This is a genomic window from Bradyrhizobium lablabi, from assembly GCF_018129385.1.
In the GTDB taxonomy this organism is placed as follows: Bacteria; Pseudomonadota; Alphaproteobacteria; order Rhizobiales; family Xanthobacteraceae; genus Bradyrhizobium; species Bradyrhizobium lablabi_C.
The window spans coordinates 60,490-80,035 of the sequence record NZ_JAFCLN010000005.1 but is presented as its reverse complement, the minus strand read 5'-3'; the positions used below and the strand labels follow the sequence as shown (position 1 = coordinate 80,035).

The 19,546-nt window shown below is 61.9% G+C and carries 21 protein-coding genes; 14 read left to right on the top strand and 7 right to left on the bottom strand.

The window, feature by feature from the left end:
* Nucleotides 1–64 precede the first annotated feature (64 nt).
* The 5 genes from JQ628_RS12275 (at nucleotide 65) to JQ628_RS12255 (ending at nucleotide 3,818) form a co-directional block, all read left to right on the top strand.
* Nucleotides 65–649 (top strand): nucleoside deaminase, encoded by a 585-nt coding sequence (locus JQ628_RS12275; RefSeq protein ID WP_212222827.1) that lies wholly within the window; start codon nucleotides 65–67, stop codon nucleotides 647–649.
* A gap of 681 nt (nucleotides 650–1,330) precedes the next feature.
* Complete coding sequence (locus JQ628_RS12270) at nucleotides 1,331–1,540, top strand: hypothetical protein (RefSeq protein WP_212222826.1); 210 nt, start codon at nucleotides 1,331–1,333, stop codon at nucleotides 1,538–1,540.
* 776 nt (nucleotides 1,541–2,316) lie between these two features.
* Nucleotides 2,317–2,490, top strand: a complete 174-nt coding sequence (locus JQ628_RS12265; RefSeq protein ID WP_212222825.1) for a helix-turn-helix domain-containing protein — start codon at nucleotides 2,317–2,319, stop codon at nucleotides 2,488–2,490.
* Between the two features lie 4 nt (nucleotides 2,491–2,494).
* Nucleotides 2,495–3,526 carry a CHAT domain-containing protein gene (locus JQ628_RS12260; RefSeq protein ID WP_212222824.1) on the top strand — a complete coding sequence of 344 codons (1,032 nt, stop codon included), beginning with the start codon at nucleotides 2,495–2,497 and terminating at the stop codon, nucleotides 3,524–3,526.
* Nucleotides 3,527–3,623: 97 nt separating this feature from the next.
* Nucleotides 3,624–3,818 (top strand): hypothetical protein, encoded by a 195-nt coding sequence (locus JQ628_RS12255; protein ID WP_212222823.1) that lies wholly within the window; start codon nucleotides 3,624–3,626, stop codon nucleotides 3,816–3,818.
* Nucleotides 3,819–4,032: 214 nt separating this feature from the next.
* On the opposite strand, the gene guaA is transcribed toward JQ628_RS12255, so the two are convergent.
* Nucleotides 4,033–5,628, bottom strand: coding sequence for a glutamine-hydrolyzing GMP synthase (gene guaA / locus JQ628_RS12250; RefSeq protein ID WP_212223145.1), 1,596 nt, complete (start codon nucleotides 5,626–5,628; stop codon nucleotides 4,033–4,035).
* 108 nt (nucleotides 5,629–5,736) lie between these two features.
* Nucleotides 5,737–6,693, bottom strand: coding sequence for an AraC family transcriptional regulator (locus tag JQ628_RS12245; RefSeq protein WP_212222822.1), 957 nt, complete (start codon nucleotides 6,691–6,693; stop codon nucleotides 5,737–5,739).
* Nucleotides 6,694–7,073: 380 nt separating this feature from the next.
* On the opposite strand from JQ628_RS12245, the gene JQ628_RS12240 reads away from it, so the two are divergent.
* The 5 genes from JQ628_RS12240 to JQ628_RS12220 are packed head-to-tail and all read left to right on the top strand — an operon-like array spanning nucleotide 7,074 to nucleotide 10,017.
* A complete protein-coding gene (locus JQ628_RS12240; RefSeq protein WP_212222821.1) occupies nucleotides 7,074–8,129 on the top strand; it encodes a DUF2336 domain-containing protein in 1,056 nt (351 codons plus the stop codon).
* On the top strand, nucleotides 8,126–8,431 hold the full coding sequence (locus JQ628_RS12235; RefSeq protein ID WP_212222820.1) for a PilZ domain-containing protein: 306 nt from the start codon (nucleotides 8,126–8,128) through the stop codon (nucleotides 8,429–8,431). The genes JQ628_RS12240 and JQ628_RS12235 overlap by 4 nt, the downstream gene beginning before the upstream one ends.
* Nucleotides 8,432–8,476: 45 nt before the next feature.
* The gene (locus JQ628_RS12230) at nucleotides 8,477–8,749 is read left to right on the top strand and encodes a hypothetical protein (protein WP_212222819.1); all 273 of its coding nucleotides are present in this window, start codon (nucleotides 8,477–8,479) and stop codon (nucleotides 8,747–8,749) included.
* Between the two features lie 11 nt (nucleotides 8,750–8,760).
* Nucleotides 8,761–8,961 carry a hypothetical protein gene (locus tag JQ628_RS12225; RefSeq protein WP_212222818.1) on the top strand — a complete coding sequence of 67 codons (201 nt, stop codon included), beginning with the start codon at nucleotides 8,761–8,763 and terminating at the stop codon, nucleotides 8,959–8,961.
* Between the two features lie 3 nt (nucleotides 8,962–8,964).
* Nucleotides 8,965–10,017: an HD-GYP domain-containing protein gene (locus JQ628_RS12220; RefSeq protein WP_212222817.1), complete on the top strand. Its 1,053-nt coding sequence runs from the start codon at nucleotides 8,965–8,967 to the stop codon at nucleotides 10,015–10,017.
* 935 nt (nucleotides 10,018–10,952) lie between these two features.
* Here the strand turns inward: JQ628_RS12220 and JQ628_RS12215 are convergent.
* Nucleotides 10,953–12,248 (bottom strand): RsmB/NOP family class I SAM-dependent RNA methyltransferase, encoded by a 1,296-nt coding sequence (locus JQ628_RS12215; protein ID WP_212222816.1) that lies wholly within the window; start codon nucleotides 12,246–12,248, stop codon nucleotides 10,953–10,955.
* 24 nt (nucleotides 12,249–12,272) lie between these two features.
* Entirely contained in the window at nucleotides 12,273–12,641 is a 369-nt protein-coding gene (locus tag JQ628_RS12210; protein WP_212222815.1) for an MAPEG family protein, read from the bottom strand.
* A 301-nt stretch (nucleotides 12,642–12,942) separates the two neighbouring features.
* Here JQ628_RS12210 and JQ628_RS12205 point away from each other — a divergent pair, with 301 nt between their 5' ends.
* Nucleotides 12,943–13,782, top strand: coding sequence for a metallophosphoesterase family protein (locus tag JQ628_RS12205; RefSeq protein WP_212222814.1), 840 nt, complete (start codon nucleotides 12,943–12,945; stop codon nucleotides 13,780–13,782).
* A 130-nt stretch (nucleotides 13,783–13,912) separates the two neighbouring features.
* On the top strand, nucleotides 13,913–14,182 hold the full coding sequence (locus tag JQ628_RS12200) for a helix-turn-helix domain-containing protein (RefSeq protein ID WP_212222813.1): 270 nt from the start codon (nucleotides 13,913–13,915) through the stop codon (nucleotides 14,180–14,182).
* Between the two features lie 51 nt (nucleotides 14,183–14,233).
* On the opposite strand, the gene JQ628_RS12195 is transcribed toward JQ628_RS12200, so the two are convergent.
* From JQ628_RS12195 to JQ628_RS12185, 3 genes are all read right to left on the bottom strand, one after another.
* On the bottom strand, nucleotides 14,234–15,256 hold the full coding sequence (locus tag JQ628_RS12195; RefSeq protein WP_212222812.1) for an NADP-dependent oxidoreductase: 1,023 nt from the start codon (nucleotides 15,254–15,256) through the stop codon (nucleotides 14,234–14,236).
* 155 nt (nucleotides 15,257–15,411) lie between these two features.
* Nucleotides 15,412–16,902, bottom strand: a complete 1,491-nt coding sequence (guaB, locus tag JQ628_RS12190; RefSeq protein ID WP_212222811.1) for an IMP dehydrogenase — start codon at nucleotides 16,900–16,902, stop codon at nucleotides 15,412–15,414.
* Nucleotides 16,903–17,118: 216 nt separating this feature from the next.
* Nucleotides 17,119–17,367 carry a hypothetical protein gene (locus JQ628_RS12185; RefSeq protein ID WP_212222810.1) on the bottom strand — a complete coding sequence of 83 codons (249 nt, stop codon included), beginning with the start codon at nucleotides 17,365–17,367 and terminating at the stop codon, nucleotides 17,119–17,121.
* Nucleotides 17,368–17,498: 131 nt separating this feature from the next.
* On the opposite strand from JQ628_RS12185, the gene JQ628_RS12180 reads away from it, so the two are divergent.
* Both JQ628_RS12180 and JQ628_RS12175 read left to right on the top strand, forming a co-directional pair.
* Nucleotides 17,499–18,986, top strand: coding sequence for an MFS transporter (locus JQ628_RS12180; RefSeq protein WP_212222809.1), 1,488 nt, complete (start codon nucleotides 17,499–17,501; stop codon nucleotides 18,984–18,986).
* Between the two features lie 359 nt (nucleotides 18,987–19,345).
* Complete coding sequence (locus tag JQ628_RS12175; RefSeq protein ID WP_212222808.1) at nucleotides 19,346–19,540, top strand: septal ring lytic transglycosylase RlpA family protein; 195 nt, start codon at nucleotides 19,346–19,348, stop codon at nucleotides 19,538–19,540.
* Nucleotides 19,541–19,546 lie beyond the last annotated feature (6 nt).

Below are 19,546 nucleotides of genomic sequence, written 5' to 3'. Positions count from 1 at the left end.
TTCCCTCGCGACAAACGCGAAGCGTTTGCGCGGAGATCATGCTCAAACTCAAAGGAACGCTGCCATGACCCAGTTCACTTGCCGCCGCGCCTTCGTTGCCGGAGCGGCCGCCGCAGCGGGGCTCGCCGCGCTGCCGGCGCAGGCGCAAACACGGTCGAAGCCGACCGGCGTGAGCCCGGCTGACCTCGCCAGGCACGAGAAATACATGCGGCTCGCGATCGCTCAGGCCAATCGCAACCCGGGCCGGCCGTTCGGCTCGGTCATCGTCGACGAGCGCAATGGCGAGGTCGTCGGCGAAGGCGTCGTGAATATGAGCGCCAACCCGATGTACCATTCCGAGGTCGTCGCGATGAACGACTACATCTCGCGCCACGGCAACAAGGATTGGGAGCACGTGACCATGTACGGCACCGGGGAGGCTTGCCCGATGTGCATGAGCGCCATGGTGTGGGCGGGCATTCCGCGCATGGTGTACGGATCCGACACGCCCTTCGTCCGCAAGTACGTTGCCAACATCAACATCCGCGCCAGGGACGTCGTCGCCGCCGCGCATCCGCTCTACACCAACAAGCTGTTGCTGGGCGGCGTGCTGTCGGACATCACCGACAAGATGTTCGAGGAACGCGCCAAGGTTGGCAGGCAGAAGTAGATTGGAGCATGATCCGGAAAAGTGGGTACCGGTTTTACGCGTGTGGCTCCGGCTAATCCGCCCTACGAGCTCTTCCGCCTGTCGGTTGCTAGATCCGCTCCGACAGGAGCACGTAGGGCGAGTTAGCGAAGCGTAACCCGCCATCAGGGAATACAACTCGACGAACGAATGTGGTGGATTACGCCTTCGGCTAATCCACCCCACGAGCTTGCCCTCAGTCACTAGGCTCAGCCCATGCCCTTGCATCTTCTGAAATTAGTCTAGACAACCTAAAGGCGAATGGTCAACATCTCATTTTTTGGAGGAACGTCGATGTTGACGCCGGATAGCTGCGCTCGAATTTTAGAAGCTGGAGGAAGCCTAAGGGTAACCGGTCTTACGCCAGATACGTTGGTGCGTTTGGCCAGCATTGCCAAACGCAAAGGCGTCCGACTCGAAATCGTCTCTAACCTCACCCCTGATTCTTGCGTCAAGATCGCCACTGCAGGTGGCGGTGCCGTACTATTCGATCTGACCCAATAATAGCGAAACTCGCTATCACGAGAGCCTGTAGGGCAGGTTAGCGAAGCGTAACCCGCCGTTCGTAGCATCTCGACGAAAGAACGTGATGGATTACGCCTTCGGCTGATCAACCCTACGAGCTAACCTGAAGCGCCATGCCCCCTTGGAAAAGAAACGGTCATGAAGTCAGAAAACGAATCAACGAATCAATTGCTGCGCGTTATCATTGCACTCCTTCTTGAGCAATCCGAATCACACTCCACCCTGAAGAAAAAGGTTGAATTTCTCGACCGCGCAGGAATGGAGCAAACCGAGATTGGAAAAGTATTGGGTCGGACGGCGAGCCACATCGGCAAAGAGTTGGCCGGACTCCGCAAGGAAAAGAGATAACACGCGCCATAGATAGGACGGTCGCTAGGGAATCGCCCAGATCGACGGCTCATCCATTCATCCACAACATTAATACCCGCAATTCAGAAGGAATTTTTTATATTTTAGATCAGATACTTACATCGCTCTTTATAACATTGGTCGATTACCTCCGCGTTAGCCTGAATAGCGCGCTCCTTGAACTCTGCGATTTTCGCTCCATATGTGGCCCCGTTATTCACCTGAGGAGCGATAAGCATTGCTCTTCAATCAAGGCGGACCTGTCCTGCTTGGCGGCAACTGTTTCCCGCTGCACGTCTCGACAGGGAATGCATCGAAGGCTGGAGAGTGGCGCTCGTGAACGAGGAAGTCTTGGAAAGGCTCGATATTCTTATCAAGCTACAGGCAGCGGCTCTAACGGCCACGATGGAGTCTTCGAAGGATAAGATTCTGTTTCTGTCAGCCGCCGGCATTCGTCCGATACTGATAGCAGACATCCTTGGGACCACTACCAACAACGTCAACGTCACGCTGTCAAAGAGTCGGAAGCCCGCAAAATCGAAATAGATACGGAGATTCTTTATGGAGCCGACTGACCATGGTGAACTCGTCCAAGAGGTTCGCGCGGTCAAGATGATGCTAATTCTTAACGCCCTTGCACAGGGCTGCCAGCAGAAGCACGTCGCCGCAGCATTAGGCGTTAGCGAGGCAACGCTCAGTCGAATGTTTCCCAAGGGCTTCGCTAAGGAGATCGCAAAAATCGCAGATAGGCGCCTTACGAACCAAGCGGAGTCGGCATGACCGAGGAACAGGCCGATCAAATTCTCAAAGAGCTCGAGATTATCCGCAAACTCAAGTTAGCCGAAATGCTCGAGAAAGGTTTCTCGCAATCGCAGCTTGCGCAGATTTTGGGCGTAAGCCAGCCGACTGTAAGTCGGATGGCGCCGAAAATGTCAGCGAAGAAGAGATGAAACGATGAATGCCAGAACCGCCGTTGTCGATTGGTCGGGCAATTATGAGGAAAACTGCATTCAGCTTGGTAAGCATCTTGGCAAGAACAAGATTCGTCGGAAGCTTTTCGATGCGATCTATGGGCGTGGGTCCAAAGCTCGTTCGAAGAAGCAATTGATGATAGCAACTGGCCTGAAGGCCGGTGACAGTCAGCAGGCCCAAAATCAACTCGATTATCTTGCACGTTACGGCCTGATACTACGAGACAAGAACGGCGGCTCCGTTTCGGACGGAAGCCACTACGTGTTCAGCAAAGAGCCGCATGTCCGTGCTCATCGATCAAACATCATGAAATTTGCCGACAAGCCGGCGCTTGCCAAGAAGACAGCAACCAAACGAAATCAGGTCATAAAAGTTGTTACAACGAACGCCGTTACGCGCAGCGCTTTGCGAGGGAAGAAGCGGCTTGACGTTCTGTATCTTATGGCGAACCCAATTAAGAGGCACGCACTACGGGTAGATGCAGAGGTTAGCAAGGTTGCCGAGGAGATTCGCCGTTCGCGATTCCGCGACAACATCGCATTGCACCAGTCGCCGGCCGCCAACCTTGACGCAATAATCCGCGGCCTCAACGATCACAGGCCCCGCGTCGTGCACTTTTCGGGCCATGGAAACACCTCTGGGCTAGCGGCGGACGACGGCGGCATTAAGCGTATTAAGCGGCAGTTCGTGAGTTTCGAGACGCTGGGTAGAGCCTTTCGCGCAACTGACACACCGCCAGACGTGGTTGTATTGAATGCCTGTAGCAGTGCTGGCGCCCGCAGCGCGCTGCTGCCCTCGGCAAAAGCCATCGTGGTCATGCAGGACTCAATTAGCGACGTAGGTGCGGTTGCCTTTGCTACAAAATTCTACGGTGGAATCGCCAGTGGCCAGTCACTGAAGTCGTCTTTCGAACAGGGCGTCCTTGCGATCGAGTCGGTCTCATTAAGCGAAGTCGGTACGCCGGCTCTTTTTACCGCCAATGGAGTGAACGCAGCAAAACTGACGCTGGTGTAAGAGCACAAACTCGCACTTTTCATTGCGTCTGCACGATCAAGGCGATGGCAAATCACATTCTGAGAATCAAAAAGCTGACGAGAGGAAGGGCCGAGGGATGGCGAAGAAGAAGGTGAAGACCACAGACGATATTTTGACTGACCTGCTGATAGTTCAATGCGCGGCGGCGGGACTCAATCGACCATCAATCCGTGCCATAGCGGGTGTCGATACAAACCGCGTGGCACGCATCCTGAGACATTTCAAACCAGAAGGTAGGAGGAAAAATGGCGAAGGTGACCACGCCCGCTGAAGAACTGCTAAGCGAGGCTGTGAGACTGCTTCAGTGCCTCACGGCGCGCGACATGGCTCGAGCGGGCGTCACACAGCAGGCAATTGCAAAATTTCTCAGAACTGCAAAGGCCGACGTTGGGCCCATGGTTCAGGGTATAAGAAAGGAAGATAGGAGATGATTGGCTAGGGAGGTGGACAGCACCCGACGACGGAACGTCCTCAATGGGCACCCCTCACTCCCACTCAATCGTCCCCGGCGGCTTGCTCGTCACGTCGTACACCACCCTGTTCACACCCTTCACCTCGTTGATGATCCGCGTCGCGGTCGCGCCCAGAAAACTCATGTCGAACGGATAGAAATCCGCGGTCATGCCGTCGGTGGAGGTCACCGCGCGCAGGCCGACGACGTACTCATACGTCCGTCCGTCGCCCATCACGCCGACCGTCTTCACCGGCAGCAGCACGGCAAAGGCCTGCCAGATCTTGTCGTAGAGGCCGGCCTTCCTGATCTGGTCGATGTAGACCGCATCGGCCTGGCGCAGGATGTCGAGCTTTTCCCTGGTGATGTCGCCGGGGCAGCGGATGGCAAGGCCCGGGCCGGGGAATGGGTGGCGGCCAACAAAAATTTCGGGAAGGCCCAGTTCGCGGCCGAGCACGCGCACCTCGTCCTTGAACAGTTCGCGCAGGGGCTCGACCAGCTTCATGTTCATGCGCGCCGGAAGCCCGCCGACATTGTGGTGCGACTTGATCGTCACCGAAGGCCCGCCGGTGAACGACACGCTCTCGATCACGTCAGGATAGAGCGTGCCCTGCGCCAGGAATTCGGCGCCGCCGATCTTTTTCGCCTCAGCATCGAACACGTCGATGAACAGCCGGCCGATCGTCTTGCGCTTCACTTCGGGGTCGGTAACGCCGGCCAGCTCGCCCAGAAATTGCTTCGAGGCATCAACGTGAACCAAGGGGATGTTGTAGTGATGCCGGAACAGGTCGACGACCGTCTTGGCTTCGTCCAGCCGCAACAGGCCGTGGTCGACGAACACACACGTGAGCTGGTCGCCGATCGCCTCGTGGATCAGCACGGCGGCGACGGCGGAATCCACGCCGCCCGACAGGCCGCAGATCACCCTGCCCTTGCCGACCTGCGCGCGGATCTTTTCGATCGCCTCCTCGCGGAAGGCGCGCATGGTCCAGTCGCCGGCCAGGCCCGCCACCTTGCGCACGAAATTGCGCAGCAGTTTTGCCCCGTCGGGCGTGTGCACCACCTCGGGATGGAACATCAGCCCGTAATATTTCCGCTTCTCGTCCTGGATGACCGCGAACGGCGCGTTCGGCGAGACGCCGGCCACCGAAAATCCCGGCGGCATCTTTGTGATGCGGTCGCCATGGCTCATCCACACCGGGTGCTTTTCGCCCATCGACCAGGTCTGGTCGAACAGCTTGCTCGCGGTCTTCACCTCGAGATCGGCGCGGCCGAATTCGCGGTGATGCCCGCCCTCGACCTCGCCGCCGAGTTGCGCCGCCATCGTCATCTGGCCGTAGCAGATGCCGAGCACCGGCACGCCCGAGTCGAAAATCGCCTGCGGCGCGCGCGGCGAGCCGGCTTCGTGCACGGATTCCGGTCCGCCCGAGAGGATCACCGCTTTCGGCTTCATCTCGGCAAAGGCGGCTTCCGCCTTCTGGAACGGCACGATCTCGGAATAGACGCCCTCCTCGCGCACGCGGCGGGCGATCAACTGCGTCACCTGACTGCCGAAATCGACAATCAGAATCTTGTCATGCGCCGAGGCCACCGGGGGCGTCGACTGCTGGGCTTTCTGTGCTGCTGTCATGGCAAGCAGATACGCGACGGGACGCAGCGTCGCAACCGCACAGGGCATACGGCCCACATGCTTTGTGCGGCATGGACAAATGCAATTAGGTCAGTAATACTGCCATAATCAATGCGTCGGGGATGACCCCGACGCGCGCGATCTGGCCAGCGTGGCCGACGGGCTTTCGCCGAATTGCAGCAAATAGTTGTGCGCGAAGTCGCTGAGGTGCCAGAAGCCGAAGGCAAGGGCTGCGGCTTTCACGCTGTCCGCGCCGGCAAGAAGACGTTGGCGCACCAGCCAGAGCCGCCGCAGGCGCAGATAGCGATGCAGGCTCATGCCGCGAAATTGCAGGATCGCGTCGTGCAGCGTGCGGACCGACACCCCGATCTCGCGTGCAATGTCGCCGCTGTAGATCGGGCTGTCATAGTGCTCGGCAATCGCCGCCTCCGCATCGCGAAATACCTTGAACTTCGAAGAGAAATTCGCGCGCAGGTATTCCGGCGTGGCAACGACGCCGGCGAACGCCATGTCGACGGCTGCGAACAGGGACTCGCGCATGGCCATCGCAAGGACGCCGCCTTCCGGCTCGTCGGCAAACTCGGACGCCGCGGCAAGCAATTGTAGCACCAGGTTGCGCAGCCTGTGCAGCACCGACTCGCTGACGACATAAAATCGCCAGGTCGGTCCGCCTTCCATCCAGCCGCGATCCTCGACGCCCGGACTGAAAATGATCGACGTGTAGGACCTCGGGGTCTTCTCCACCTGGGTATATTGCGAGCCCCCGGTTCCGATCGCGATGGCCGGCAGCACTTCCTCGACGCCGTTGAAGCGCACCGGAACGCCATCGTCCATCGTGAAGGCGACGGCCGTGCAGTCCGGCCGAAGTTGAGCGTCGATAATCCGCGGGAAGGACTTCGTGTAATTCACGTCGCATCCCGGCAGAGTAAGAATGGTTTGCTCGGCAGCGATCTTCCGCACGAACGGCGTGAACACCACGTTCAGTTGCCGCACCGAGCTCCTGAACTCATCAACGTCGGTAAATCGAAATGTCTTCGGCGCCAGTGGCACAATAGCCTGACCCATAATTCTTCTTCAAAAATACCCGCCGGGACGCCGTCGATAGGCCCGTCAAGCGGCGTTGGTTGACCTCCTCGCAAATGATTCTCGGTAGATCCCCAGTCGGCACAGTTGGCTGTCGCTCCGTTGCGAACACAACGTGCAAATGCGCGCATCTGCCGAATTTCGATAACGTTTTGTGACAAAATTGCGGTACTATAGCACCTGCACGGCTATAACTTGATGAAAAAACTTAAGGAAATGGGCGCGAAATTCCGCTGGGGGAACATTGCCGTTCCGTTGCGAACCAGAACGGGCGCGCATCCATGCCTGCGATCGCTTGCGACATTATTGCCGAAGTGGAAGGGGCCGTCCGAGGCGGCTCGCCCGCGCGCCGCGTCGAGATTTTGCGGCAGGTCACCGGGTTGTTTCTCTCGGATGCCGCCCGTCTGAACGAGCGGCAGATCGACATTTTTGACGACGTGATGCTTTGCCTGCTGGAGCAGGTCGAAACGCAAACCCTCATTCACCTGAGCACGATGCTCGCCGAGGTGCCATTGGCGCCGAGAGAAGCAACGCGCCGCCTTGCGTGCCACGAGGAAGCTGATGTCGCCGCCCCCGTTCTGCGCCATTCGCAATCCCTCTCCGAGGGCGATCTGATCGAGGTCGCGGCCTGCCGCAGTCAGCAACATCTTTTGGCCATCGCGAACCGCACGGATCTCGGCACCGCGCTCACCGACGCCCTGCTGATGCGGGCCGACACCAATGTCTGCCGCGCCCTTGCAGGCAATCCCGGCGCGCGGTTTTCCGATCCGGGCTATTCGACATTGGCCGCTCGCGCTGAGCGCGACGAGGCCATCGCGGATTCCCTGGCAAGCCGGCCGGACACGCCGGCCGCCCTGCTCGACGAACTGTTCGCAAGAGCAGCAAAGCCGGTCCGCACGAGGCTTCTGACACTCGCGCCGGCCCAGGCACGCGGCGCAATGCGGCCGGCCGGCCAACGCAACGGGCCCGAAGCGGGCAGCAATCCGCGCGAGCCGATCGACTATTCCGAAGCGAAAGCCGTCGTCCTCGCGCTCAACAACGAGGGCAAGCTGGCCGACCAGGCGGTGAATCGTTTTGCCGTCCGACAGGAACGTCAAAACCTGGTGGCCGCGCTGTCCCTGCTCGCGACCGTCGAACCCGACATCATCGAGCCGCTGATCGAGCAAAGCGACGGTTACGGCCTGATGATCGCCTGCCGCGCATCGCGGCTGAACTGGAACACGACGCAGGCGGTGCTGTCCCACCGCAAGAACGCAACGCGCCTTCCGCCGCAGGAAATGGCACGGCGCCGGGACGCGTTCGAAGCCCTTCCCCTTTCGATCGCGCAATGGACCATCCGCTTCGACCCGGCAGCAGACTTTGCCGCCAAGCTCGGTCTGATCGAAAGCGCAGACAACGGCTCCGGGGCTCAGACATGAGCTGGGGTAATCGAAAATCAGACCGCGTCTATCTGGAGCACCGCTATGAGGTGAATCTCATGGGCGTCGACGGCACCTGGCGGCGAAGGTGCGCGCTGCTCGACGTCTCCGCCACCGGCGCCAGGCTCGAAGTGGAAGGCTCCCTCGAGGTGCTCCAGGCCGGCGAGTTCTTCCTGCTGCTTTCCTCCACCGGTCTCGCCTTCCGCCGCTGCGAACTGGTTCGGGTCGACGGCAATACGGTGGGCGTACGCTTTGTCGTGGCGGAGAAAAAGAAAAGGAGAGGCACAGTCGGCGGCAGGTAACGCGTGCGTACCGTTTCCAGCGCATCGGAGATGCCACATATGCAAATGATTTTTTCTCGAACGATTTCCTTTCTCGACGACCAGACTCTCGCGCCGGGCAACGCACGGCAAGCGCTGTTCCGCGACGAGCATTGCGGTTTCATCCTTTATCTGTCGGACGATCTCGCGGAGCCAAAGGACAGGATCATCCGGCTCGGCGCGCGCGAGGCGCTGCTATGGCTCAACCGGATATCGCAGGGTGACGAATTGTCCTGCGATCAGGATCTGTGGGCGCGATTGCCGCAAACTTTCGAACAAAACGACGCATTCAGAACGTGAGGACATTTTCCATGCGCGACATTCACAGAATCACCGAGGTTGCGGTATCGACCAGGTCGACCGAACCTCTCAGCGGCATCGTCCAGATCGGCACCGCCGCAGCGACGGTGCAGTTCGAATTGAACGAGGAGATCGCGCACGACCTCTGTAGCCGTCTCGATCGCTTTCTCACGCAGCGTCAGAACCTGCCCAGGGTTCGACACAGAAGATAGTCCATGTCCGTTCACGTCGTAGCCGATGTTCATGCCAAGGTTGCCGTACTGCGTACGATGCTCGAGCAGCGCTACGTGATCACGTCCGAGCTGCTCAACACGGCCAGCATCCCGCGCGGCAAGCTCGAGTCGATCGTCGTCGCGGCGGATTTGACCGTCGTTGAGAATATTGCCGCGCTGAAAGCGATATCTGCGCGGCTGGCCCGCGTTCCCAAGCGGGTTTTCCTGATTGACGGCACGGGACGCCTCTCGGTGGTTCAGGCCTATGCGCTTGGCGCGACGCACGTGCTGAGCAATCCCGTCAACCAGAAACAACTGCTCGCAAGGCTGGCCGACACCGAGGCTCAAGCCGTCTCTGCTGTCCCACCTGAGTCCGGCGGCAGTCAGGAGGCGGCCTCCGCCGGCTCGGCCAGCATTGCGGCGATGTTCTCCGCCGCGCTGAACGGCACCGCCGTGGATATCGCCGGCACCAGGGACGCCGGCAGCAGGATCGCTGACAGTGTCGCCGAAAACGGCCTGTCCGATTGGCTCAGCACCGTTCGCCGCCATCACGAGGGAACCTTTCAGCACTGCCTTCTGGTGACGGGCATCGCCGTCGATTTTGGCTTGAGCCTCGGCCTGTCGAAGGCCGACGTCGAGCGGTTGTCTTCCGCCGCCATGTTCCACGACATCGGCAAGGCGAAAATTCCGCTCACGGTGCTGGACAAACCCGCGCGTCTCGACGACCGGGAACGTGCGCTGATCGAAACTCACCCCGTCGTCGGTTACGACGTGCTGAAGGAAAGCCCGGGAATCTCGCCGGAAATCCTCGACGCCGTCCGGCATCACCACGAATATCTCGACGGCAGCGGATATCCCGACGGGCTTTGTGCCGCCGGCATATCCGATCTCGTCCGGGTCCTGACGATCTCCGACATCTTCGCGGCCTTGGTCGAGCACCGCACCTACAAGCCGACCATGTCCCGGCAAAAGGCCTACGACATCCTGCTGGGCATGCACGGCAAGCTCGAGAAGCCGTTGCTGCATGCGTTCCGGGACGTCGCGCTCAACAGGTAGTCACCACAGGCCCTGCCGTCATTCCGCAGGGCTAGCATAAGACCCATTTGCGCGTGTGAGCGAGTCCGGCCTTCATGGTTCGAGACGCGCCGCAAGCTGCGCTCCTCACCATGAGGGTCTAGGATTTCACCGCGAAACAAGACCTCATCCTGAGGAGCCCGCCAAAGGCGGGCGTCTCGAAGGATGGCCGCGAGCGCGACCGCTTTGCCGTCATTGCGGGCTCCTCGCAATGACGGCTCGGCACGAATGTGTGACCTATTCGACACGACGGGCAAATCAATTCTGATTTTCGGAAATCATGTCAAGGCCCAAAAACAAAAATATTCCGCTGGTCATGTCGGGCAAATCACTGGCACTACTCCGCGCATCCTCGGCCCACACGAGGGGCGCTTCGCGATCGTCACGAACCGTAGGGCTGAGGGAGTGATGGACGCTTTGGCGTCAGTGCGAGTTACATCGCGCGGACGAAAACGCCGGAGCGTACGGCCAAGTCGTGTGGTCCTGACGCCGCGATGCTGGCGTCAAGCTCGTGAGAAGCTGCCGCTTCTCAGGGGTGACGGTGACAACAAGCCCGCTCCACCGGGGAGAGCACGAAGTACGCCGTAACACCATTGCGCAGGGGATGTCGGACTGCCTCCGCTTCACCTGTATGCTCGTGTGCGCCTTTTTTGCTTGCGCATCAGGCACACGAGACCGCGGGTGCAGCGCGCACCCGGCATTCCCTGCGCCCTCTACGTTAGAGGCGCGATGAATTTGAAAGACTCGGATGCAAATTGCGTCGCGAGAACGCTGACACACACTCACTCGTCATCCCCGCGCAGGCGGGGATCCAGTATTCCAGAGACGGCAATGATAGAACCGAGAAGCCGCGGCGTACTGGATCGCCCGGTCGAGCCGGGCGATGACGACAATGGTTGAGGCGCGAGCGACGCGCGCTACTTCCTCCGCAGCACCGACACAAAAAACCCATCCGTGCCCGTGCGGCGTGGCGTCATCAGCCAGCCCTCTTCTGACCGCAGTGCCGCCGCGGCAAAATCCTCCGCCCTGTCCCACAGCACGCTCGCGGTCTCCTCCGGCGGTACAGGCGCAAACTCCGGATGCCGCGCCACGAAGCCGCGTACCTGCTCGCCATTCTCCGGCGGCAGCACCGAGCACGTGATATACGCGATCCGCCCGCCCGGCTTCACCATTCCGGCCGCACGCTCGAGCACCTCGATCTGGTCCTTCAGCCGCACCTCCAGCGCGCCCGGCCGCATCCGCCACTTCGCATCGGGATTGCGCCGCCAGGTGCCGGTGCCGCTGCACGGCGCATCGATCAGCACGAGGTCGGCGGTTGCCTTGATGTCGGCGAGCGGATCGGCCTCGCCCTTTGGCGTGCGCACGTCGCAATTGTGCACGCCCGCGCGCGACAGCCGCTCGTGGATCGGCGCGAGCTGGCGCTTGTCATGATCGGTCGCGATCAGCCTTCCCTTGCCCTGCATCTGCGCCGCGAGCGCCAGCGTCTTGCCGCCCGCGCCGGCGCACAGATCGATCACCTGCTCGCCGGGCTTTGCCGCCGAGAACAGCGCCGCAAGCTGCGAGCCTTCGTCCTGCACCTCAATCGCGCCCTTCAAAAAATCCTCTTCCGCATGAATGCCGGGATTGCGCGCATCCGCGCCAAGCCCGATGCGCAGGCCGATCGGCGACCACGGCGTCGGCCCCGCGCCGAGATGTTTCAGCGAGGAAAGCACCTTCTCGCGCTTGGCCTTCAGCGTATTGACGCGCAGGTCGAGCGGCGCGCGGCTGGCCATCGCGGTCGCCTCCGCCACGCGATCGTCGCCGAACACCGCCGCAAGATGCGCATCCAGCCATTCCGGATAATCGCCGGCGATATGCGCAGGCGCGTCTTCGAGCGAACGCGATGTCAGCGCCGTCAGCTCGGCCTCGCTCAGCGGCTCCGGCGCAAAGCGGCCGTCACACAGCGCGGCAATCGCACCCGCATCCATACCGCGCTCGAGCTTCAACATGCCGAGCACGCGCCCGCGCGGTGTATCCTCGTCCATCAGCCACGCGCTCGACGAGCGCCGCCGCAGCACGTCCCACACCAGCCCGGCGATCGCGGCGCGGTCGCCGGAGCCGGCAAAGCGGTGCGAGGTGCCCCACTCCTTCAGCGCCTGCGCCGCCGGAATGCGCATGGCGTCGATGGTGTGAATCACCTCAATGGCCGCGGACAGCCTTGCAGCAGGAGTCATCGAAAGCTTTCGGTTGGCGCGCTGTCAGATCAGCAGGAGCAGCCTGAGCGCGAAATATATCCACATCGCGAGCAGCACAAGCGCGCCGGCGAGCCATGCGAGCGATCGAGTCCTGCCATTGTTGGAAGTCACGAATATCCCGGCATGGGCGAACCGCGTTACCACAAACACCCAGGACAGCAACACAATAACCAGATCAGTACGGCGCAACGGCAGCGCGATCGCGATCAGCACATAGAACAGGACCGGTATCTCGAACTGGTCGGCGATCTGGGCCGCTCCGGTCGCGCCACGAGCCGGCGCATTGCGCCGCGCGTCGGCCGTCCAGAGCAGCAGGAAGAATGTAAGACCGACCTGCACAAAGACCGGCAGCAGTACCCATTGAACCGACATGACCGTTCCCCGGAGCAAAATTGCCATCCCGCTATAGCGAGCAGGCCCGCCCGTGACAATGAACCAGTTTCAGCAACTCTCCGATCAACGGCCGAGAACAGCTTCGGTTTCATGGCTCGCTCGCCATCGGCGAGACAGCGCCATGAACCCGGACGACACTGATCTTCAATCGACGTTTCAAACGGAACGACAAATTTCCCGCGTTCTAAAGCCAACAACCCCCCGTTGTGATGCTCCGAAAAGCTGTTGTCACCATTTCGACGCGCTACACTGCTAGCGGTGACGCCGAAAGGAATAGTGCATGTCCGAATTTCGCCTGACCCAGATTTCCGATACCCACCTCGCCCGCCGCCTTCCGGTCCTGACCGAAAATTTCCACCGCGTGAGCGAGCATATTTCAACGACGCGTCCCGACCTCGTCGTCAACAGCGGCGACGTCGGCTGGGACGGTCCGACCAGCCGCGCCGATCTCGAATACGCCAGGGAGCTGCACGCGGCACTACCCGTGAACTGCCGCTATCTGCCCGGCAACCACGACATCGGCGACAATCCGACCGCCGTCGGCGCGCCGCCCACGCAGCCGGCGACCGAGAAAGACCGCGATGCCTTCGTCGCGGTATTCGGCGAAGACCGCTGGAGTTTTGAAGCGGCCGGCTGGCACTTCATCGGTCTCAACTCGCTGATCATGAACACAGGATTGCCGAGCGAGATCGAGCAGATGGATTGGCTCACCACGCAGCTTTCAGATGCGAAAGGAAAGCCTGTCGCGCTGTTCCTCCACAAGCCGCTGTTCCTCAACACGCCATCGGATCCGGAAACGCCGGGCACTGCGATCCGCTTCGTACCGCAGCCGGTGCGTGGGCACCTGGTCGAGATATTCGGCAAGATCGACCTGCGGCTCATCGCCAGCGGCCACGTGCACCAGCGCCGCGATTTCACCTATGGCTACACCCGTCACGTCTGGTCGCCGTCGGCCGGCTTCGTCATACCGGACAAGATGCAGGAAGTGATCGGCATCAAGGAGACCGGCTTGGTCGAATACCGGTTTGCGCCCGACAGTGTTGAAGTCCGCCACGTCCGCGCGCCGGGCCAGGCGAATGTCTGGCTGGATGAACTATTGCACCCCAATTCGAAAGATTAGGAGCCTCTCCCCGTGGCAGCGGAAGTCGGCACGCACCGCGGGTTCCATTTCCCGGCGATTAAGGATTCATTAACCACATTCCTGTCCTCTGTCGCGGGGCAGGGATTCCTTCGCACAGTGGAGTATCGTCATGTTGCGACATCATCCCCATTCGCCGATCTCCAGCACGTCGCGGCGCCGCCTGGCGCGGTGGCTTGTCGGACTCCATGTCCGGGACGTCGAACGAGATCTCGTGCTGGAGACACTCGCCAGCACTCACGGTAACCGAACCGCAGCGGCACGCACGCTCGGAATGTCCGTGCGCACCCTGCGGAACAAGATCACCGAATATTCGGCTGACGGCATCGAGGTTCCGCCGCCCGACAGGGCCTTCGCCGAGTTCGAGGCCGGACCGCGCTAACGCGCGACGGTTGGAAATAGCAGCCGAGGCGCGACGGCCGGCAGAGGCGGCTTACGCCCTGTCCGGCCCGACGCGCACGAGCTGCTTGCCGAAATTGGCGCCCTTCAGCAGGCCCATGAAGGCGGTGGGAGCGTTGTCGAGGCCCTCGGTGACGAACTCCTTGTGCTTCAGCTTGCCCTCGCGAAACCATTGCGACATGTCGCGCAGGAAATCGCCGTGACGCGCGGCAAAGTCGCTGACGATGAAGCCGCGGATGGTCAGCCGCTTGGTCAGCACCGCGCGCATCAGGGATGGCGCCCATTTCGGCGCCACCGCCTGGGTGTCATTGTAATGCGCGATCAGGCCGCACACCGGAACGCGCGCGAATGCATTGAGCAGCGGGAATACCGCCTCGAACACCGCGCCGCCGACGTTCTCGAAGTAGACGTCGATCCCCTTCGGGCAAGCCTCCTTCAGCTTGGCGGCGAGGTTCGGATCGCGGTGGTCGAGGCACTCGTCAAACCCGAGTTCGCCCTTGACGTAGTCGCATTTGTCCTTGCCGCCGGCGATGCCGACGGCCCGCGCGCCCTTGATCCTGGCGATCTGCCCGACCGCCGAGCCGACCGCGCCGGAGGCCGCGGCGACGACCACCGTTTCGCCTGCCTGCGGCTTGCCGATGTCGAGCAACCCCGTATAGGCGGTCATCCCGGGCATGCCGAGCACGCCCACCGCCGTCGAGATCGGCGCGATTTTCGGATCGATCTTCGCCAGCCCCTGCCCGCTGGAAATCGCATGCGTCTGCCAGCCCGCGCGCGACAGCACGATGTCGCCCTTGGCGAAGGCCGGATTGTTGGAAGCGGCCACCTCGCTCACCGTGCCGGCTTCCATCACGCCGTTGATCGGCACCGGCTGTGCGTAGGACGGCCCGTCGCTCATGCGCCCGCGCATGTAGGGATCGAGCGACAGCCAGATCGTGCGGAGCAGCACCTCGCCTGCGCCCGGCGTCGGTACGGCATATTCCTCGATGCGGAAGTCGGTCGGCTTCGGCTCGCCGACGGGACGGGAAGCCAGAACGACGCGCTTGCCCTGGGGCATGGGTTGTCTCCTCGGATTGTGGTTGTCTCGTCATTACGAGAAGGAACGCAAGCACGCAATCCAGCCGACGTCATTCCGGGGCGATGCGAAGCATCGAACCCGGAATCTCTAGATTCCGGGTTCGGTCCTGCGGACCGCCCCCGAATGCTAAAAAATTACACGCCGCCCGGATAGTTCGGGGCTTCGCGCGTGATCGTGACGTCGTGCACGTGGCTTTCGCGCAGGCCTGCGCCGGTGATGCGGACGAACTCCGCCTTGTCGTGGAATTCCGTGAGATTGCGCGCGCCGACATAGCCCATCGCCGCACGAAGGCCGCCGGCGAGCTGGTGCATCACGTTGCCGACCGGACCCTTGTAGGGCACCTGCCCCTCGATGCCCTCCGGCACGAGCTTCAGGGTGTCCTTGATGTCCTGCTGGAAGTAACGGTCGGCCGAGCCGCGCGCCATCGCGCCGACCGAGCCCATGCCGCGATAGGCCTTGTAGGAACGGCCCTGCCACAAAAACACTTCGCCCGGCGTCTCGTCGGTGCCGGCCAGCAGCGAGCCGACCATGGCGATATCGGCACCGGCGGCGAGCGCCTTGGCGAGATCGCCGGAATATTTGATGCCGCCGTCGGCGATAACAGGCACGCTCGCCTTCTTCGCTGCCTCGACCGCATCCATGATCGCGGTGAGCTGCGGCACGCCGACACCGGCGACGATGCGCGTGGTGCAGATCGAGCCGGGCCCGATGCCGACCTTGATCGCGTCGGCGCCGGCATCGATCAGCGCCTGCGCGCCGTCTCTGGTGGCGATATTGCCGGCGATGACCTGCACCGCGTTGGATTGCTGCTTGATGCGGTTGACGGCTTCCAGCACGCGCGAGGAATGGCCGTGCGCGGTGTCGACCACGACGAGATCGACGCCGGCATCGATCAGCCGTTCGGTGCGCTCAAAGCCGCCCTCGCCGACGGTCGTTGCCGCCGCCACCCGCAGCCGGCCCTGCGCGTCCTTGCAGGCGAGCGGATGGGCGACCGCCTTTTCCATGTCCTTGACAGTGATCAGGCCGACACAGCGGTATTGATCGTCGACCACAACGAGCTTTTCGATCCGGTGCTGATGCAGCATCCGCTTCGCCTCGTCCTGGCTCACGCCTTCACGAACCGTGACGAGGTTTTCGTGCGTCATCAGTTCGCTGACCTTCTGCGACGGATTGGTAGCAAAACGAACGTCGCGGTTGGTCAGGATACCGACCAGCTTGCCCGGCGTGCCCTTGTTTGCGCCGGTCACCACGGGGACGCCGGAGATGCCGTGGTCCTTCATCAGCGCCAGCGCGTCCGACAGCGTCGCATCGGGGCCGATGGTCAGCGGATTGACCACCATGCCGGATTCGAACTTTTTCACCTGCCGCACCTGGGCGGCCTGCCCCTCCGGATCGAAATTGCGGTGTATGACACCTACGCCGCCGGACTGCGCCATCGCGATTGCCATCCGCGCTTCGGTCACGGTGTCCATCGCGGAAGCGATGATCGGAATGTTGAGCGGGATCGCGCGGGTAACGTAGGAGCGGATGTCGACTTCGGAGGGCAGCACGTCCGACAGGCCGGGCTTCAGCAGGACGTCGTCGAACGTAAAGGCCTCGCGGATCGCCGGAAATCCCTGCGCCATTGCCAACTCCTTTCGGCGGCGGTCCGCCGCATATCACTGGAGATGAACGCCGCCTTCGGCTGCGCTGGCACGCTGCCGTCGAATCGAGGCCCATCGGTGGGGTTGACGCGGGTCGATAGCATGGCCGAACGCCGAATCAAAGCGTTTGCCTGCCATGCACAGAATTTTTGCTTTTCGCGGCCTCGGCCAGCGCCGATCACCCGGTCTCAGCCGGCGTCAGCGCTGATAGCCCGGCGGCGGCCCATGCTGGCGGATGGCTTCCACCACCTCGCGGTGGCGGCGGTCCTCGCGCTTCATGTGGACCGCGATCAGCGCATGCGCCGACGGCACCAGCAGCAGAACGGGGAAAAACAGCGCCAAAATCACGCAAATCACGATCAGGACGAGATTGAGGATCGCCGAAAACGGCTGCCCGTTCAGCAAGAGCCCAAGCGGCGGAAGTAGCGCAGCGAGGATGTAAATCATGTCCCGTCTCCAGTGACCCATGCGTCAGGCACACGTCACACCGGATTTAGGAAGCTTAGCTGCTTCCGCAATAGCCTGTATGACGGTTGGGTGTTACAGCGCCGTCATCTTCCTCTTCCGGCCCTTCCCCGATGGACAAGCAACGCCTGATCCCGCTGATCGTCGCCACCGCCTTGTTCATGGAAAACATGGACTCGACGGTGATTGCGACCTCGCTGCCGGCGATCGCGGCCGACATCGGCACCAGTCCGCTGACGCTCAAGCTCGCCATCACATCCTATCTGCTGTCGCTCGCGGTGTTCATCCCGGCGAGCGGCTGGACCGCCGACCGGTTCGGCCCTCGCCTGGTATTTGCGATCGCTGTCGGCGTGTTCATGCTGGGATCGATCGGCTGCGCGCTGTCGCAATCGGTGACGCATTTCGTCATCGCTCGCATCGTGCAGGGCCTCGGCGGGGCGATGATGACGCCGGTGGGCAGACTGGTGCTGCTCCGGTCGGTCGACAAGAGCGCGCTGGTCAATGCGATGGCCTGGGTGACGGTCCCGGCGCTGATAGGTCCGGTGATCGGGCCGCCGCTCGGCGGCTTCATCACGACGTATGCCTCCTGGCACTGGATCTTCCTGATCAACATCCCGATCGGGCTGCTCGGCATCTTCCTGGCGCTGAAATACATCGACCCGATCAAGAGCGAGGACCCGGAGCGCTTCGATCTCTACGGCCTCGTGCTCGCCGGCATCGGGCTTGCCGGCATCGCCTTCGGACTTTCGGTCGCCGGCCTCAACCTGCTGCCGTGGGAGGTGATCGCGGCGCTGGTCGGCGTCGGCTCGATCTCGATGACGCTGTACGTGAGGCATGCGCGGCGAACCGGATCGCCGGTGCTCGATTTTTCCCTGCTGCGGCTGCCGACGCTGCGCGCCGCGATCATCGGCGGCTTCCTGTTCCGGCTCGGCATCGGCGCGCTGCCGTTCCTGCTGCCGCTGCTGATGCAGGTCGGCTTCGGCCTGTCGCCCTTCCAGTCCGGACTTGTGACGTTTGCATCAGCCGTCGGCGCGATGGGCATGAAGACGCTGGCCGCGCGGATCATCCGCACCTTCGGCTTTCGCAACATGATGACGGCGAATGCGCTGATCAGCACGATCTTCCTCGCGGCCTGCGCGCTGTTCACGATCAACACGCCGCTGCTGCTGATCATGATCATCCTGGTCGTCGGCGGCTTCTTCCGCTCCCTCGAATTCACCGCCATCAACACCGTCGCCTATGCCGAGGTCGAGGCCGCGCAGATGAGCCGCGCCACCACGCTGGTCAGCGTCAACCAGCAGCTTGCGATTTCCGCCGGCGTCGCGGTCGGCGCCTTCTCGGTGGAAACGACGATGCTCTGGCGCCACGCCACCGAGCTCGATGCCAGCATGTTCCCGCCCGCCTTCGTGGTGGTCTCGATCATCTCGGCGGCATCGAGCTGGTTCTTCTGGCAGATGCCCGGCGATGCCGGCCACGAAATCTCCGGGCGCAAGGCGGTGGAGATTTCCAGCCGGAAAGGCTCGGCAAGCGCGAAGGCGAGCGCGGCGGTCAAACATGCGAGCGAAGAAACCCACGACGCGCGCGACCAGCGGCTCGGCTAGAGCATGATCCGGAAAAGTGGGTACCGGTTTTTCCCTCGCGACAAACGCGAAGCGTTTGCGCGGAGATCATGCTCAAACAAAAAGATAGAGCGCCACAACCTTCCCGATTCAGCCGAACAATCGGCGCGGTGCCGCCACGATCCCGCCTGCAAGGAACCGGCACAATTGCCGCATGAGACTCGGCATCGCGCTCACGCTCTCAGAGTTGACGCTGTCCGCCACTTGCGCAGACGTTCGAGGAACTGTGGCTCACCCGGATCAAGCCGCCGCCCTATGGCGGCGTCGCCACCGAGTTCTACGACACCAAAGGCGCGGACGGAAAACGAATCCGTCCCTATCGCGACAAGGTCTGCGCCCACATGCTGGAGCCGCTCGGCCAGCGGCTTCGCGTGACCAATGTCGCCAACGGGAAATCAGTCGAATGCGTTGTCGCCGACCGAGGTCCGCACCGCCGGTTCTGGCCGCGCCGCGAAGTCGATCTGACGCCGCCGGCCTCGAAGGAAATCGGCTGCAACGGCATGTGCACCGTCAGCCTCGAGCGGGTGGTGCAGTAGCGGCCT